Origin of the sequence: Paenibacillus sp. JQZ6Y-1, from assembly GCF_040719145.1 — a bacterium.
Taxonomy (GTDB): Bacteria; Bacillota; Bacilli; order Paenibacillales; family Paenibacillaceae; genus Saccharibacillus; species Saccharibacillus kandeliae.
Window position 1 is genome coordinate 1,830,711 of record NZ_JBFDUZ010000001.1, and the last position, 17,176, is coordinate 1,847,886.

The 17,176-nt window shown below is 43.6% G+C and carries 13 protein-coding genes; 10 read left to right on the forward strand and 3 right to left on the reverse strand.

Annotated features, from left to right (window positions below; all coding sequences use genetic code 11):
- The first annotated feature begins 182 nt into the window (after nucleotides 1–182).
- The 3 genes from desA (at nucleotide 183) to ABXR35_RS07940 (ending at nucleotide 3,097) form a co-directional block, all read left to right on the forward strand.
- Entirely contained in the window at nucleotides 183–1,244 is a 1,062-nt protein-coding gene (gene desA, locus ABXR35_RS07930; RefSeq protein ID WP_367057876.1) for a Delta(5) desaturase DesA, read from the forward strand.
- An 86-nt stretch (nucleotides 1,245–1,330) separates the two neighbouring features.
- Complete coding sequence (locus ABXR35_RS07935; protein ID WP_367057879.1) at nucleotides 1,331–2,455, forward strand: sensor histidine kinase; 1,125 nt, start codon at nucleotides 1,331–1,333, stop codon at nucleotides 2,453–2,455.
- Nucleotides 2,456–2,491: 36 nt separating this feature from the next.
- The gene (locus ABXR35_RS07940) at nucleotides 2,492–3,097 is read left to right on the forward strand and encodes a response regulator (RefSeq protein WP_367057882.1); all 606 of its coding nucleotides are present in this window, start codon (nucleotides 2,492–2,494) and stop codon (nucleotides 3,095–3,097) included.
- Between the two features lie 192 nt (nucleotides 3,098–3,289).
- Here ABXR35_RS07940 and ABXR35_RS07945 read toward each other — a convergent pair whose 3' ends face one another.
- Nucleotides 3,290–4,036, reverse strand: a complete 747-nt coding sequence (locus tag ABXR35_RS07945) for a GTP pyrophosphokinase (protein ID WP_367057885.1) — start codon at nucleotides 4,034–4,036, stop codon at nucleotides 3,290–3,292.
- Between the two features lie 140 nt (nucleotides 4,037–4,176).
- Here ABXR35_RS07945 and ABXR35_RS07950 point away from each other — a divergent pair, with 140 nt between their 5' ends.
- Both ABXR35_RS07950 and ABXR35_RS07955 read left to right on the forward strand, forming a co-directional pair.
- Nucleotides 4,177–4,959, forward strand: a complete 783-nt coding sequence (locus ABXR35_RS07950; protein WP_367057888.1) for an arylamine N-acetyltransferase family protein — start codon at nucleotides 4,177–4,179, stop codon at nucleotides 4,957–4,959.
- A gap of 41 nt (nucleotides 4,960–5,000) precedes the next feature.
- On the forward strand, nucleotides 5,001–5,312 hold the full coding sequence (locus ABXR35_RS07955; RefSeq protein ID WP_367057891.1) for a Dabb family protein: 312 nt from the start codon (nucleotides 5,001–5,003) through the stop codon (nucleotides 5,310–5,312).
- A gap of 81 nt (nucleotides 5,313–5,393) precedes the next feature.
- On the opposite strand, the gene ABXR35_RS07960 is transcribed toward ABXR35_RS07955, so the two are convergent.
- Nucleotides 5,394–6,548, reverse strand: a complete 1,155-nt coding sequence (locus ABXR35_RS07960) for a Gfo/Idh/MocA family protein (RefSeq protein ID WP_367057894.1) — start codon at nucleotides 6,546–6,548, stop codon at nucleotides 5,394–5,396.
- Between the two features lie 125 nt (nucleotides 6,549–6,673).
- Between ABXR35_RS07960 and ABXR35_RS07965 the strand changes: the two genes are divergently transcribed.
- Together ABXR35_RS07965 and ABXR35_RS07970 are read left to right on the forward strand one after the other, a co-directional pair.
- Nucleotides 6,674–7,510, forward strand: a complete 837-nt coding sequence (locus tag ABXR35_RS07965) for an AraC family transcriptional regulator (RefSeq protein ID WP_367057897.1) — start codon at nucleotides 6,674–6,676, stop codon at nucleotides 7,508–7,510.
- A gap of 18 nt (nucleotides 7,511–7,528) precedes the next feature.
- Nucleotides 7,529–8,632 (forward strand): glycosyl hydrolase family 18 protein, encoded by a 1,104-nt coding sequence (locus ABXR35_RS07970; RefSeq protein ID WP_367057900.1) that lies wholly within the window; start codon nucleotides 7,529–7,531, stop codon nucleotides 8,630–8,632.
- 138 nt (nucleotides 8,633–8,770) lie between these two features.
- Here the strand turns inward: ABXR35_RS07970 and ABXR35_RS07975 are convergent, their stop codons facing one another.
- The gene (locus ABXR35_RS07975) at nucleotides 8,771–9,709 is read right to left on the reverse strand and encodes an AraC family transcriptional regulator (protein WP_367057903.1); all 939 of its coding nucleotides are present in this window, start codon (nucleotides 9,707–9,709) and stop codon (nucleotides 8,771–8,773) included.
- Between the two features lie 176 nt (nucleotides 9,710–9,885).
- On the opposite strand from ABXR35_RS07975, the gene ABXR35_RS07980 reads away from it, so the two are divergent.
- From ABXR35_RS07980 to ABXR35_RS07990, 3 genes are all read left to right on the forward strand, one after another.
- The gene (locus ABXR35_RS07980; protein ID WP_367057906.1) at nucleotides 9,886–10,620 is read left to right on the forward strand and encodes an SDR family oxidoreductase; all 735 of its coding nucleotides are present in this window, start codon (nucleotides 9,886–9,888) and stop codon (nucleotides 10,618–10,620) included.
- A gap of 155 nt (nucleotides 10,621–10,775) precedes the next feature.
- Nucleotides 10,776–15,539, forward strand: a complete 4,764-nt coding sequence (locus ABXR35_RS07985; RefSeq protein ID WP_367061273.1) for an S-layer homology domain-containing protein — start codon at nucleotides 10,776–10,778, stop codon at nucleotides 15,537–15,539.
- Nucleotides 15,540–15,721: 182 nt separating this feature from the next.
- Nucleotides 15,722–16,942, forward strand: a complete 1,221-nt coding sequence (locus ABXR35_RS07990) for a hypothetical protein (RefSeq protein ID WP_367057909.1) — start codon at nucleotides 15,722–15,724, stop codon at nucleotides 16,940–16,942.
- Nucleotides 16,943–17,176: the final 234 nt, after the last annotated feature.

Below are 17,176 nucleotides of genomic sequence, written 5' to 3' on the forward strand. Positions count from 1 at the left end.
TTGGAAAAATATTCTTGATAACGCTTAAATACATGACAAGTGTCATGTATAGACACTGACACTTATGACTTATTTGAACCTACCTATTCCTTTACAATGGAGATATACCCGGAGCCAATATAATCGAATCACTGAACCGGATACTAAAATCAGGTGCACTCTACCTGAGAGGGAGTACATTTATGTCTTTGACCAAACAACTCAAAAAAGAAGTCGCTCCATTTGAAAAAGTTGATTCTCGTAAAAGTATACAGCAACTAATTACAACATTGGTGCCCTTGATCCTATTATGGGCGGCTGCATACTGGAGCCTGTCCATTTCTTACTGGTTGACTATACCGATTACAATGGTAGCCGCAGGTCTTGTTATTCGTACCTTTATCATTTTCCATGATTGCTGTCATGGTTCATTTTTCAAAAATAAAAAGCTCAATCATTGGATCGGTACGATTACCGGCGTGATTACGCTGACGCCGTATATGCAATGGAAGCAAAGCCATTCCATTCACCACGCAACCAGCAGCAATCTGGATAAACGCGGAGTAGGCGACATCTGGACGATGACTGTTCAGGAATACCAAGAAGCAACATGGTTTACTCGTTTAAGCTATCGTCTGTATCGCAATCCGATTATCCTGTTCGGTATTGGTCCTATCGCTGTATTTTTGATACAACAACGCTTTAACCGCCGCGATGCAAAATGGGCAGAGCGTCGTAACACGTATCTGATTAACGTATTGATCGTATTGCTGTATGCGGCACTGTGCTGGCTCGTGGGCTGGCAGGCTTTCCTGCTGATTCAACTGCCAATCTTCTACATTGCAAGCATGATGGGCATCTGGCTGTTCTATGTACAGCATACCTTTGAAGATTCGTATTTTGAAAAGGACGATGAATGGTCGTATGTACAAGCAGCTGTAGAAGGTAGCTCGTATTACAAACTGCCGCTCATCCTGCAATGGTTCACTGGTAACATTGGGTTCCATCATGTGCATCACTTGAGCCCACGCGTACCGAACTATTATCTGGAAGAAGCGCATAACGCTACACCGCCACTGCAAAAGGCAACAACCATTACACTCAAAACGAGCCTGCAATCGCTACGTTTCCGTCTATGGGATGAAGAGGGTAAACGCTTTGTGAGCTTCCGCCAGTATAAGCGCAATGCCAAGCAAGCTTTGAAGCATGCGAAGGCAATGGGGGATAAGAAAACGTTTAATGCAGTCGGCATCGATCTGAAGTAAAATAGAATCATCTGAACAAAAGCATGCGGCATCCATCAGGCGCTATTATCAGGCGCAATCTCTGGATGCCCGGCAAAGGTGACTACATGAACAATTGGAAAGACCTGTTTCGGAAAACGACAGGCGGCGTCAATCTATACATCTGGCTGTTGTTTTTCCTGCTTCCGTTTTACTTTATCTTTAATAAGTTTACGATTGGTTATGTAATCGCCGGTGTGCTGATGATCATCGTATTTTTCACCTCGAATTTGCTGTCCCTGATCATTAAGGGGCGGCAAATTTATGTTTGGTTCGGGGTGCAAATTGTGCTGTCGATCGTAGTAGGGTTGATGTTCGGATTCATTTACTTCTCCCTGTTTCTGGCGTTCTTCATCGGCACGGTGCATCACCGGATCGGCTTCTGGGTGCTCTACGTGATCAATCTACTTAGTACACTCGGACTGACGTACAGTAGCATCATTTCCGACTTGGATCAGTTTCTGTCCCAACTGCCGCTACTCGTTATCAATCTGACAGCAGTCATTCTCGTGCCGATTCATGCGCATAACAAATCGCGTGAGGATCATCTACAAGGACAGCTGAACGATGCCAATCGCAAAATCTCCGAGCTGGTGAAGCTTGAGGAGCGTCAGCGCATTGCCCGTGATCTGCATGATACACTGGGACAGAAGCTGTCCCTAATTGGTCTGAAAAGTGAGCTGGCATACAAGCTGATTGAGAGCAATCCGCAAAAGGCAGAGCAAGAGATGCTAGATGTGCGACAGACTGCTCGTACTGCGCTCAATGAAGTCCGTGAATTGGTCACACGCATGAGAGGCATGCGGCTGGATGAGGAGTTGTTCCGGGTGCAGCAGATACTGGATGTGGCGGAGATTAAGCTGCATTTATCTCAGAACAACGATACGGAGGATATTTCGCTAATTAGTGAGAATGTATTAGCGATGTGTCTCAAAGAAGCGATCAACAATGTCGTGCGTCATAGTGAAGCAACGCAGTGCGACATTTCGCTAGAGTCCAGTGCCACGGAATTTGTATTGACCGTGCAGGATAATGGCTCCGGTATCGATCTGAAACGTCAGAAATATGCTGGCAATGGGCTAAAAGGAATCAAAGAACGGTTAGAATTTGTCAATGGTAGCCTGTCGGTATCGTCGAATCAAGGCACGATACTGCGTATGGTCGTACCAAACGCAGTACAGCGCCAATTGTAAACCAAATGAAATACCAGCGAGAGGGGGATCATTATCATGATCAATATTGTCATTGCGGAGGATCAGCGCATGCTGCTCGGCGCGCTGGCTTCGCTGCTCGATCTGGAAAAGGATATGAACGTAATCGGCAAAGCTACGAATGGAGCAGAGGCGGTAGAGCTTGTTCATGCGTTGAAGCCAGATATTTGTATCATGGATATTGAGATGCCTGCCAAAAGCGGTTTGGATGCTGCGGAGGAGCTGCGTGATCAGAGTGATTGCAAGATTATCATATTGACGACATTCGCACGTACGGGTTATTTTGAACGTGCTCGTCAGGCAGGGATTCATGGCTATTTGCTCAAGGATAGCCCGATTGAAGAGCTGTCGCATACAATTCGTATGGTGATGGCGGGGCGCAAAATTTATGCTTCTGAGCTAATTGACGAAGGATATCGTGAGAAAAGTCCACTTACCGAGCGTGAACATGCCGTACTGGAATTGATCGCCGATGGCAAAAATACGCGCGAAATCTCCAATGAGCTTTTTATTACGACAGGTACGGTGCGCAATTATGTCTCAATCATTATGGATAAGCTGAATGTGAGCAATCGCATCGAAGCAATCAAGCATTTTAAGGAAAAAGGCTGGTTCAAGTCATAATTCCAATAATCAATACCCATCACAAAAAGAGCAGTGCCTTCTTAACAGAAGCACTGCTCTTTTGCATTTCAATAAGGTTCGTATGCTATTTTTAATGACATTTGTATATGTGAACGGTACCGGATAGTAACACAAACTATCGGACACTCCATCATATGACCCAATTCCATACAGACTCAACTTGCCTACCTATTACTTCTTATCGACAAATCCGCCTGTCAAGCGCAGCAATGCTTCTGGAATCTGTAAGCCTTGTTCTCCAGTCAACTGCTGCATAAGCTCATACTCGTCGTCGATTTCATCTGCATGCTTAATCGATTCGATCTCATGGCGCAGCTTCTCCATTTTTAGATCCAGCGCAGTGGCGGAATCAGCAGCATCCTTCAGCTCGTTGGTCAGCTGCTCTGGCACAGAGCCTTCGTATTTGTAAAAGATTTTATGCTCCAAGCTTGCCCAGAAGTCCATCGCAATCGTACGAATCTGAACTTCCACATACACCGATTCCTGACGATCGGACATGAATACAGGCACTTGAATGATCATATGAAGACTACGGTAGCCATTCGGCTTCGGATTGCGAATGTAGTCCTTGATCTCGATGATTTCGATGTCGGACTGATTTTTTAACATATCGCATACCCAGTAAATGTCCTCGGTAAATGAGCACGTAATACGCAGCCCGGCAATATCACGTACACGCTCGCGGATATCTTCCAGACTCTGCACGCCGCCTTTACGCTGGATCTTCTTCAAAATACTATCTGGCGATTTGACTCGTGACTTGGTATGCTCAATCGGATTGTATTCGTGCAGAGACAGAAACTCATCGTTCAGAATTTCGATTTTCGTTTCTAGCTCTTTTAGTGCAAATTCATACATCATCATAAAACGGATGACGTTCTGGCGAATATGTTTTAATTGCTCCATTTGATTATTCATTGCATTCTCCTATTTGCTCGTCTAGTTTGGCAATATCAGTTCTGTTAAGAAAAACATCTATATATGTAGTGTACCTAAATATTCGCGTGTTTGAAAGTTTACGTTTATAATAGGAATTATCACCCAAAGGAGGGAAAGATATGAAAGAAATTATTTCGCTGTTTGAGAAACGATTACATATGAATGAAGGGGCTTTAGCGGATGAATCGATGCGGCTGGAGCAACTGAACGAGCTATTGGAACAGATGGCGCTAGTGCTGCCGTTTGAGAATCGAAGAGTGCTTACAGAGGATGCGTATCGCGTGGATCGTGACTCGCTGCTGGAGCGGCTATTGCTGCATCGTAGTGGAGGTCTCTGCTATGAGCTGAATACCTTGCTGTACTATGTGTTATCCGCTAAAGGCATGGATGTATCGCTTGTACAAGGGCAGGTCTATGACGCAGCGCTGGGCGACTGGTTAAGTATGGGTAATTCGCATATACTGATTATTCTGCAACTGAACGAGCAGCAGTATCTGGTCGACAATGGATTTGGCATCCGATTGCCGCTACGCGCTGTTCCTTTACATGGCAATCCTGTGGTCAGCCGGAACGGCGAGTTCCGCATATCCACAGAGGATGGATATTGTATTCTTCAGCAAAAACAGCTGCATCAAAGTCCAGACTGGCAGATATGCTATCGTTTCCGATTGGATGATGTCATTGATGAATCAGTAGTCAACGATATTCAGCAGTTGGTACGTCAGCACCCTGATTCCAAATTCAACAAGTCGGTGCTGATTACCCGCTGCACAGACACTGGCAGCATGACACTGACCGATCATTCCTATACCGTTGTAAATCATGGTGATATTCAAAAAGAGCCTATTGATGATCAGCAATTTGCCGTTCTCGTGCGTGATACTTTCCAATTGGATGTATAATGGATGGAAATGACTTGAGCATGAACAAGGAGGAGTACCGAATGAGTACAATCAAGCATATGGTGACATTCTCGCTTCATACTGGTAAGGATAACGAGCAAGCAGACGCATTCCTGAATATGAGCAAGCAGGAGCTCACAGAGATCCCCGGTGTTCAGCAATTCGAGGTCTTCCGACAGACTAGTGGCAAAAATGACCATGATTACATGTTCTCCATGGTATTCGCTGATCAAGCTGCATATGACGCGTACAATCAACATCCGGTGCATGTGAAGTATGTAAAAGAGCGCTGGGAAAAGGAAGTTCGCGCGTTTCAGGAAATTGATGTGGTACTATACGAACAAAACGCTTAACATTTAGCACGCTTGACGCTTCAACTCAAAAGCCATGGAAATGATATATCATTCATTTCCATGGCTTTTCCTTTCTTCTATTTATTTTAAATTGCTGCCTGTAGTAATAACCTGATCCTGAAAATTCTCAACAGAAGCTGTTTTCTCATAAAAGTATGGAACATGCTCTCGAATACCTTGACGCGTATAAAAGGGATCGTCCATAGCAATCGGAAATGTGACGGTAGTGCCTGTGCTTGCTGATTTGTAAATGCCGATGATCAATTCCAGCGTATCTCGACCGCTATGTCCATCGATCAGCAGCGGCGTGCCTTGTTCGATAGCGGATAGCATATGATCGATTTGACCAGTATGCCCTTCATACCGCAGTTCCGGCAGAGAATCATAATACGTCTGAATATCGGCAGCAAGAGTGGAATGCGGCTCAGGGAATCCGTTAGGCAGTGAACGGGAACATACCAATTCCCATGGCGCAGAGACGCGAGCATGCTCACCTTGAAAAATCAATTGCTGCTGTTCTCCATGATGAACAACAGAGCTTGTGATCTGTCCAAGACCGCCATTTTCAAATGTTACCATCGCGATGGATATATCCTCAACCTCAGCGTTATCGTGCATCGTGTTGCTCATAAACGCATGCAGCTTAGTTGGCGAACCCATCATCCATAACAGAGCATCGATATGGTGAACGGCATGATTCAGCGTACAGCCGCCGCCTTCGCTTTCCCATGTGCCGCGCCACCACAGATCATAGTAATTATGTCCACGCCACCAGTAGGAATCCACCTGTACATGGGCGATACGACCGATCATTCCGCTGTCGAGCACGGATTTCAATTTCATCATTGGTGTACGAAAGCGATTTTGGCTGACGACGGAGAGCAGCTTACCGCTCTGTTCGGTCGCCTGCAAAATAGCATCACATTCCTCTAATGAAGAAGCCATAGGCTTTTCCAGTAGTACGTGTTTGCCTGCCTGTAGGCAGTGGACAGCAAGATCGGCATGCGTATGCGGAGGTGTGCAGATGGAGATCAGATCAATAGATTGATCTAGTAATGCAGTATAATCACTATAGGCAGTTGCAGCGTGCAGCTGATATTCGTCGATTCGTGTTTGTGCCTTGTTTTCATACATATCCGCGACAGCAACAATGGTGCATCGATCTGTAAAGGTGAGATACGCTTCGATATGAGCTCTACTGATCGCCCCGGCACCGATGATGGCTACATTTAGCATAGAACAGAATCACAACTCCTTTGATAGATTTGTGATAAGAATATATGGAAAAAGTGTCCAACAATGATGCCATATTGCGTTAAAATGTTTATATCTTGTGGTTATGTCGGAGGAGGAGCAAGCCCATGTTTCATGGCAACTGGTTCTGGTATGAGCATCGCAAAACATCAACCGAATCTTTTCACAACGTGTTCCATGCGCATTCGCAGATGGAATTGACCTATGTGCATGAGGGTAGAGGGCAACTAATCAGCGATAAAGCAACGTATTATATTCAGCCGGGGACACTTCTTGTATTCCCGCCGTTTCAGCTGCATCATGTGCAGATACAGGTGACGGAAGAGCAGCCGTTTATCCGAAGTGTGCTGGCATTTGAAGCTGCGCCAGTGTACAAATATTTGAATGATTTTCCGAGTCTACGCAGCTTTTTTCAACGGTTGGTTCTGAATCAGATCCATGTGCAACCAGTGCTGGCGATGGATGAATACGATCCGCTGGTGGCACTGATGCAGCAATTTCGTGAGGGAATGGAGCATATCACGGAGATGGAATTGGAGGAGCATATCGGTCTTTTCCTGCTTGGACTGATCTATCAACTACGTCAGCGTCCGCAAGAACATTCCGCCTTTGCTAAAAAGCAGCATCAGCATGTGGAGGATATCATTCAATGGATTGAACAACACTATATGGAAACTTTTCGTTTGGAGCATGTGGCTAATGAGCTACATCTGTCGTCGTATCATATGGCTCATTTGTTCAAAGAGGCAACCGGCACGACGATTGGCATGTATACGCGCGCAACCCGCATTCGTCATGCGTGTTCATTGCTGCGCAAATCCAATCTACCTCTGTCTGAAGTGGGCTATCGGGTAGGGCTACCGAATCCATCGTATTTCAGTAAATTATTCAGTGATATGATGGGAGTCACGCCGTTAGCCTATCGTCAGCGATTGATGAAATAGCAGCTAGGAGACATGATTATGAATAGAAAAACCAGTCTTATATTGGCGCTGCTGCTTGGTATCGCCATGATCGGCACCGCTGTTGTATGGGCTACCAGTGCGCCAAACCGTACGACTATACCTGCATCGTCTGCATCATCGACTTCGCCATATGCGCAGGCTTCACCGCTTGTGCTTGGTTATTATACAGAAGCTTCAGCGCAAGCTTTTACCAACTATCATCCATATATGAATCAGCTCTCTACGGATACACTAAATACGGATGCCGAAGGAAACCTGATCGGAACAACGCCTCGTCAAGCGATTCAACAGGCAAGGCAGTGGCATATGAGCACATTTGCATTGGTGTCCAACTATGGCGAAACCGACTGGGACCCACATGCCGCACATGAGGTAATGACCCATCCTTCTGCGCGTAAGAAGCTAATTGCCGGTCTATTACAAACAGTAAAGCAAAATCGCTACACGGGTGTCAATCTGGACTTTGAATCATTAGTACCGGAAGATCGTGACGCATTGAGCGCCTTTGTACGTGATACAGCCAAGGTGATGAAGAAGAACGGATTCCAAACAATGGTATCTATACCCGCCAAGCAGCAGGATGATCTAAAAGATAGTTGGGCTGGCGCTTACGATTATGCGGCGATTGGCAAAGCAGTCGATTGGCTACAAGTGATGACGTACGATGAGCATGGAACATGGAGTGAGCCCGGCTCGTCCGCAGGCAGAGATTGGATACAGGCTTCCCTTGCGTTTGCGGTGAAAGAAGTACCTGCCCGCAAAATATTGATGGGATTACCTGCTTACGGTAATGATTGGAATGTAAAACAGACCGCATCTGGGGAGTATGCGGATAATACTATGGTTCCATGGAAAGCTACAACATCCCTACTGGCAAAATATCATACAACCGGAACACGTGATCAGGCATCCGGCTCTATGGTGGCGCATTATACGGATACCAATGGAGAGCCACATGAAGTCTGGTACGAGGATGCAACCAGCATCAGGCAAAAAGCAAAGCTCGTTCAAAACTACCATCTGGCTGGTGTGTCCATGTACGCAATTGGCATGGAGAATGAGGATTTCTGGAAAGCAGTGCAGGCAGGCTTGCAACAGTAAATGGATTGACTATTCAGCATATATAAACATAAACAAGCAACCCAATGGATGGTTGGCTACACCGAAAGAGTAGCCGACATTCAACTGGAGTTGCTTGTTATGCTTATTGAATAAACGCTTTATTGAATAGACACCTATTTATTTCACAGATACCTGCGTATCCGCTAGTAGATTGCGCATATCCTGAATATTTTGCATTGGTGGCTTGCCATATAATCTCGCATACTCACGGCTAAACTGCGATGGGCTTTCATAACCAACCAAAAAAGCAGCATCCGCTGCTTGCATCGCTTCGGTCAGCATCAATCGCTGCGCTTCCTGCAAACGAATCGTTTTCTGATATTGCAACGGGCTCATCGTTGTAATGCGTTTAAAATGCTTATGAAATGCCGAACTGCTCAAATGAACATCACGTGCCAGCTGTTCCATTTCTAGCGGCTTGTTGTACTCACGCTTGATGACTTGAATGGTTGCTGCAATACGGGACGAGTAGCTGTCTGTAACTGCAAACGGATATAACACATGCCCCTGTTCACTTTGCAGAATACGGTAAACTAGCTCACGAATGATCAGAGGGGATAGCACCGCAATATCCTCTGGATGATCCAGCAATTGCAGCAGCCGCACGACCGTATCCAGTATCGGCGACGACATCGGATTGATCGTGATCCCTTGACTAGTTTCGGTAGTGGATGGTAACGGATGCTCCATCATACGAACGACATCCAGAATCACATCGGTATCAAAACTTAATTTTAGCCCTAGATAAGGAATCTCCGACGATGCTTCACTAATCCGCCCCATAATCGGTAGATCGACAGACGTAATCAGAAAGGAATCAGGATCATAACGGTACATTTCATCAGCAAGCATCGCAGTCTTGGCTCCCTGAACGACGATGCAGATCGATGGCTTGTAGACCGTAATGAGCGGTTCCGATACTTCCTCCGCGCGTACGATGGATAAAAGAGGAATGCTCGTCTGACATGTCCCTGTTGTAGGCGTATGTCGTGTGATGATCTGTTGAAGCTGCTGTAATGCATGGTCTAGACGCTGACGTTCATCTACTGAGTTCATAGGAAGGCGCTCCTGTCGAGAAGGATTTATTTTATTATAAAAACAGCAAACAAAAATAGGCAAGCGACATACAGGATTATTCTACCGTCACCGCAGAGGGAGGCTTTATACTGAATACAGACGATCACGAGAGAGTGAGTAGATCGAATCTGTAGGTATAGAGGAGAGTGTGTAGTATGGAAGCAACAAAAACAGCCATTGTAACCGGAGCATCACGCGGCATTGGTCGCCAAATCGCTATTCAATTGGCACAGTCGGGCATAAACGTCATCGTTAACTACGCATCCAGCAGCGCCAAAGCCGAAGAAGTCGTCACCTTGATCCGCAATGCTGGCGGTGAAGCGACAGCGATTCAAGCCGATATAAGCAAAGTCAGTGAAGTGGAGCGACTATTTAACGAAACTCTCCAACAGTACGGAGCTGTTGATATTTTGATTAATAATGCTGGAACGATGAATATGGCAACGCTCGATACAGTCACAGAAGAGGAATTTGATCAGCATATGGCACTGAATGTCAAAGGAACGTATTTTGCTTGCCAACAAGCGATGCAGCATATGCGCGAGGGCGGTACTATTATTAACTTCTCCACATCGGTATCAGGAGCAATGCTGCCAGGATATAGCTTGTATGGCGCAACCAAAGGTGCAGTCGAGCAGCTGACACGTCAACTCGCCAAAGAATTCGGACCGAAGGGCATTACGATTAACAGCATCGCTCCGGGACAGGTAGCGACCGATCTGTTCTTAAATGGCAAATCTGACGAGCTAGTGGAGTCATATCGACGGATGAATGCGTTTGGTCGATTAGGAGAGCCTGAGGATATTGCTAATGCGGTAGAACTACTAGTTAGCGACAAGTCTCGCTGGATTACTGGGCAAACTATTCGTGTGAATGGTGGATTTAACTGAGTTAGAGAATGTCCGATTTTCCTCTTTGCTTTTTTTCTAAAATGCAGTATGATAATGACAATTACATGAAGTTACGAGGAAGCACCTCGCTTATAGATATTTTTATATCTATGGCGAGGTGCTTTTTTGTCTTCTCGGAGGCGATTGAATTGAAAATGATCCAAGATTCAAATGTACCACAAGACCAACAACGTAAGATGATGAGTAGCAATCGACATCTATTTCGTCCCAAATTGATTCAAACTTCTCTATGTACGCTCATTCTTGCATCTGCTTTTGGTCCTATTCCCACTGCTTCGGCAGCAAGCGTTACAGCTAATATTACATCCATCAAAGCAAATGCTGATTCCGTACACCTTGAGTTTTCTGTGCCGTTAGCAGATTCAGATGTGCTATTTAAGACTGGCTTTGAAAGTGGTGAGCCGCAGTTAAATCTTAACTGGCATGGCACAGGCAATCAGTCGTATGTGACTACAGACCAATCCCATGGCACAGTGCTTCAATTGACAGATACAATCAATACGCAAAAAGGTAATTATTATGATAATGTAGGTGGCGCTACATCTAGTGTTGACAGTATGGCACAATACGGTATCCCATCCATCAAGGCAGCCAGTAAGTTGACTATGCAGTATGATTTAAAAATCACAGGCGATAATGCGAATATTTTACCTTTCTTCGGGAGTTTGTGGAAGATGAAAGGAGACGCTCTTGTTGACAATTCAGGTTATGTAGTAAAATTTGCACAATCTACAGCATTCTCATCATCGTCTGCACCCACCAAGTTTTATGTAACAACAGATAACGGAGTAGTTAATATACAGGATGGCGTTTTAGTAACGCTTATCTCATCCAAAGATGCTAATTATGGCTGGGGTTATATGTACTATCGATTCAATAAGTCGGATAATAGTATGAATCTTTTAACAAACTATATGACACAACCGACATCCGTTACGATAGGCGGCTCGGGCATTTCTTCATCGCGTGCTGGAGAAACATTTGCTGCTGGTGATACAGTTCTAAGCCTTTCAAATTTTGGTGATATATGGGCAGGGGCAAAGACATTTAATAAGACTACGGATTGGATTACATATAACAATAGCTTTGATCTACCAACCACAGGATATGATCCTGATAAGTACGGTGCACAATTCTATACCCGCTGGGCAACCAATGGACAGTTACAATTGGATAATATCAAGATTGGCTATGCTGAAAAAGCGATCATCTATCGTGATGGAACGCAAGTCTATGCCGGCTATGATTCAAACTATACAGATACAGGCGCTACAGATCATGTTAGCCCTGATCCTGTTTCCGATGAGTCGTTGCATTATACGTACTCCCAAGACACCAGACAAGTCATCGCTTCATGGGCGCCCGCGACTGATCGCGGCACGTATTATCATTATCAAATTCAAGGACAACTACGCGATGGTACTGTCGGACAAGTTCAACCTGCACAAACTGCACTCGTCACTTCAGGCATCAAAGGCTATATTGTAACCACAGATGATTCCTCTACAACCAAAATCGTATCAGGTGACATTGCAACAATGAGTACATCGTATACATTTACACCAACTGAGGATAAACGATACATCCATATTGCTCCTGTTGATAATAATGGAAATATCGGTGAAACCAAAACAATGACCCTGGCTGATAACGATCTGCCAGTATTAACATTAACTCCATCAACACAAACACCAACGAAATCGGACGTTCTTGTCTCTATCACTGCTACCGATGATACAACATGGATTACTCATACCACATTACCAAACGGTGAGAATGTGGCATCAGGCAACACGTCATTTATTGCTAAGGAAAATGGAACATACACCGTGACGGCGCGGGACTTTTTAGGGAATACAACAAGCCAGTCAATCACCATCTCCAATATTGATAAAGACAGCCCTGTCATTACATTCACTCCAGATGGTTCCGATTGGCAACCAGACAAGCTGAATGTTAATGTACTCACCAATGATCGTATACTGAAGACAGTAGCGTATATCGTCAATCAAGAAGCGACACGTCCAGATCATAATGCAGCTTGGATAGACGGAAGCGAGAACTTCTCCATTACCTTGCCAGCTGAAAATGAAGGGGGATGGTATGTACACGTTGTTGCTCTAGATTCTGCTGGCAATGAGTCGTACAGTCGTTCTCAAGCATTTCGGATAAAAGCTTTACCAAGCAAGCTTTCGGATAGCGATATTAGCTTACGTTCTTACTCTACAGATAGCATTACGGGTATACTAGCAACCCATTTAGATGCATACTATGAAGTGAAGAATACAACAACCGGAACAACGACGATCATTCCTGCGGGAAGGTCTACCTTTGTAGATACACATTTGGCTTCGGGAACGTTGTATGAATATATCATTACACCCATCAATGCTTCGGGTCGGGGACAAAGTACAATCGTGCACTATCTTACTTTACCGGCTGCTGCAACATTTGATGGAGCCTATCCACATTCCGAAACATCGGTAGAAGTGAAACTTAAACCAGTACAATCGGCAGATCACTATCTCTATATCCTGACCGATAAAAATGGAAACACAGTGTCTAACGGCATCATGGGTACTAGTCATGTTTTTGATGGTCTGCTGCCCAATAATAAATACACGCTTATCACAGAAGCCGTAAATTCGTCCGGTCAAAGTTTAGAGAGCCGCTACACCTTCCTAACGTTGCCTTCACTATCTCATTTAAGCGTGGTAGCTGTCGGCGTTGATTATGCAAAGCTATCTTGGGATACTGTTACTGGTGATGTGTACTACGATGTCAAGCGAAATGATCAGCATATCGTTACGGTTACGGGTGAAACATACTCAACGGTGACGAATACAACGTACAATCAGTACGATATTGCGTATCGCAATGCCAGTGTATGGTTGGGCGATTATAATCTTACATCAGGCACGGAATACAATTATGCGATTGCTGTGAGCAATGCTAGTGGTCAAAGCAATTTTAAAAATATTTCCTTATGGACGCTACCAGCTGCTCCAGAGATCTATAAAAGAAATACAACAACAGAAACAGCCGCCTATGCTTGGAATCATGTGCGAGGTGCGAAAGGATACGATGTATATATAGATGGTGGTAAAATAGCGCAAACCGATCAAACCAACTATGAGTTCACCGGTCTGAAACCGGGTAGTGTGCATTCGATTGCGATTGTACCTTTTAATGATTTTGGTACCGGACAGGCAGCTCAAACCTCGTTTATTTCATTGTCTGATTCAGTAAGTAGTATCCAATTAAAACATATCAATCCTACTTCGGCGACTGTGTACTTTGCGCCAGTAGAGGGAGCAGATTCTTATCTTGCCTTGGTCAATGGTGTGGAATTCACAAGTAAAACGCCAGAGATCGATCTAACTGGACTCACAGCTGGTGAAAGCTATACAGTTCAAGTGCATGCGCTAAACGAAAGCGGGAAATCGGCACAACATACAATCCAATTTCAAACCCTGCCGCTCGCGCCAACAAGTGCAAGCGTAACTTCAAATACAAATCATGATTTCAACTTGTCTTTTACAGCCGCTTTTGGTGCTCAGTCATATCGTATCTATAATCCATATGGTCAACTCATGACTACTACCAAGCAATTACAAGTAACACTCCCAAGTCCGGGAGCAGGTATTCCGTCTTCTTTTGGTATTGCAGCCGTGGGTAAGGATGGAGAAAGTGTTGATCGTCTTTGGATTGACTTTCAGGGTGCAGCAACTCCAGCTGAAGCAGATCCGCTACATATTCAAAATCTAACCAACGATTCCGCAACGATTACATGGAAACCTTTCAATGGGGCAGTATCATATAATCTGTATAACGGCGATGAGTTTGTCAAAAATGTACAAGACGAATATGTAACTGTTGATCAATTAGCAAGCAGTACTACCTACGATAACTTGGGTATACGTGCAGTGAATGCCACTGGTGTATTAAGTGATATGTACAAGGTCAAGTTTGAAACTCATCCTTACTCTGACTTTCATGTACATGTCCAAGACATTACAACATCTACAGCGACGATCAACATCACCGACGGAAGAGAAACAGATCTATATATTTTTGCAAATGAACAAGGTGAAATTCAGCGTTCGCCATTACAGACCGTCAATTTAGAGCATTTATCCGATGCACATCGTTATACGATTCAGGTTTGGTCTGAAAATGCGTCTGGTGTTAGATCATCCGTTCATTCTATTCATTTTAAAACAAAAGAAAAAAACCTTGGGAATGTTCCTTCTACAGCTTTACACCCATTTACAGAAGAGAATGACAAAGGGTCAAACGAAGATCATTCCAATATCCATGCACAACCTGTTATCTCAGCAGAAGATACTCCCACAAAGCTCATTCGATTTACAGATGTAGAATCCAGATACTCAGAATATGCTATTCATTTTTTGGCGGATCGAGGGATTGTTAATGGGGATGCTACAGGCAAATTCAATCCCAAAGATGGAATTACTCGTGCGGAGTTTGTGAGTATGTTGCTTCGTGCAAAAAACGAGCAAAATGAAGAATCTGCAACAAGTCTATCTTCATCGTCGGCTATGTTCACCGATATTGAAGGAAAGTGGTATACCCATAATGTAGAAAAAGCTGCAACCATGAACTATATCGACGGTTACCCCGATGGATCGTTCAAGCCAGACCGCGTGATTACACGGGCAGAGGCAGCCAAGATACTGCAAAACTTTATTGACCAAGAAAAATCAACATTGTACTCCTTCACAGATGAACGAAGCATCCCATCCTGGGCAAAACCAGCCATCGATCAATTGGGTGGTGAGTTATTTATTGGATATGAAAATGGTCAATTCAAGCCTCAACGTAACATCACGAAAGAAGAAACTGCCGTGGTGATCTATAGGTTATTAAATAAATAAGACAGGTCAGAGCAACAGGAGAAGTAAATTTCTATTCACTTACAGTCCACGAACCCACAAAATTTGCTAGCTTTATCGATCGGGAATAACATATATTTATTATATTGGATAATTAAACCATATCCAATATAGATATCATACAGTTGTATCGATTTTATTAATAAGAATCGAGGAGGGTTATCATGGAAATTCATTCAAACAGCTCGTCAAAAATTCCGTTTGACCAATTTAAAGAACTGTATAAGGTAAAACAAATTCCAGACTTTTCGAACCTTTCGAATCATGATCTTTTAAAAACGATTTATGAACATGAAAAAAGTACTCGCGGTGTTGATTGGCTTCAAGCAAATGCTTCAGGAGGCGGAAATCTTCAAGGAGTCATCTCTCAATACACTAATCTTCTATCGTCTCAAGTTTCTTCCTTATCAGAAGAAGAGCTTTCTTCTGCAAAAATGCTTGGACTAATAAATGAAGATCATTCGATCGCTATTGCACCGCTTACTGGCATCTTAGGGTCCACTGTTTCACCTGCAACTTTTCCAGATGGTGCTCCTAGTTATACAGTCTGGACTTGGAAAGCAGATAAAGTGGCTAAATATTCAAAGTTACGTGGAGTAGATGTAGAAAGAGAAATATTGAACCTTGTCGCCAACTTTCAAGTGTTGGCTCAGGATGATATTGTCGGTATGGTCAAAGGGTTAATGCACATGGGTATTGTTGCATTAGGTAAAAAGGCTTGGGATATTATCAAAGCCACCTATCAGACGTTGAGTGCTCTAACGGAAGAAACGGAAGCTTATGCAATATTTCAGGGAGTATTATCCATCGGTACAAACCTAGTACGACTTATGGTTTGTGGTATTATTCTTGCTATCTTAATTCCTTTGATGTATTTAATGTCTCGAGATGCCATAGGTTTATTTGTTATTATTAACAACACTTCTTCTGATTTAGTGATGTCCAATATAGAGTGTGTCCATGGTAAATGTATTACTGGTTTCAAAGAAGATGCTGATGTCGATAACACGAAAGCTATCTTGCCTGCAGCGGAAGAGATTTTTAATCCTGCTTTTGATAAGAAAATCAAGATGGTATCTGCTGGTTTTCTTGCTGTTCGTAAAAGAGACAATGCATTAATTGGAACATTGGGCGGTTTGAGCTTTGCACCTACAAATGAGTATCCAACCGGAGTTTATCTTGGATGGGAAGTACCACTAATCTTCGGGGATAATAAACTTCTTGTCAGCGCTAACTTTAACAGCTCAATTTCCGATTTTGCAGATAATGTTAGCGATGCAGATAGAATAGATTCTGAAGATACATCTTCAGCAGGACATACTGTTGAAGGTCACATGAATAGTGATAGTGGAAGTCATGCTTATGCATTTTTTGTAGCGAATTAAATATTAAATTACATTCATTTGCAATCATAAAAAGGAAGTGCCTTTTCATAAGGTACTTCCTTTTTATGATTGCGAAGAACGTATAAGAGAAGTTGTCAACAAAATGCTATAAAAGTAAAAGGTATAGTTATAATTGATAATTCTAAAGAATGAGGACATTGAAACATTCTGAAAATCAGCTTTTGAAATGAGATCAAGATTGAAATAACAATAAAAGAGATAATAAAACGCATG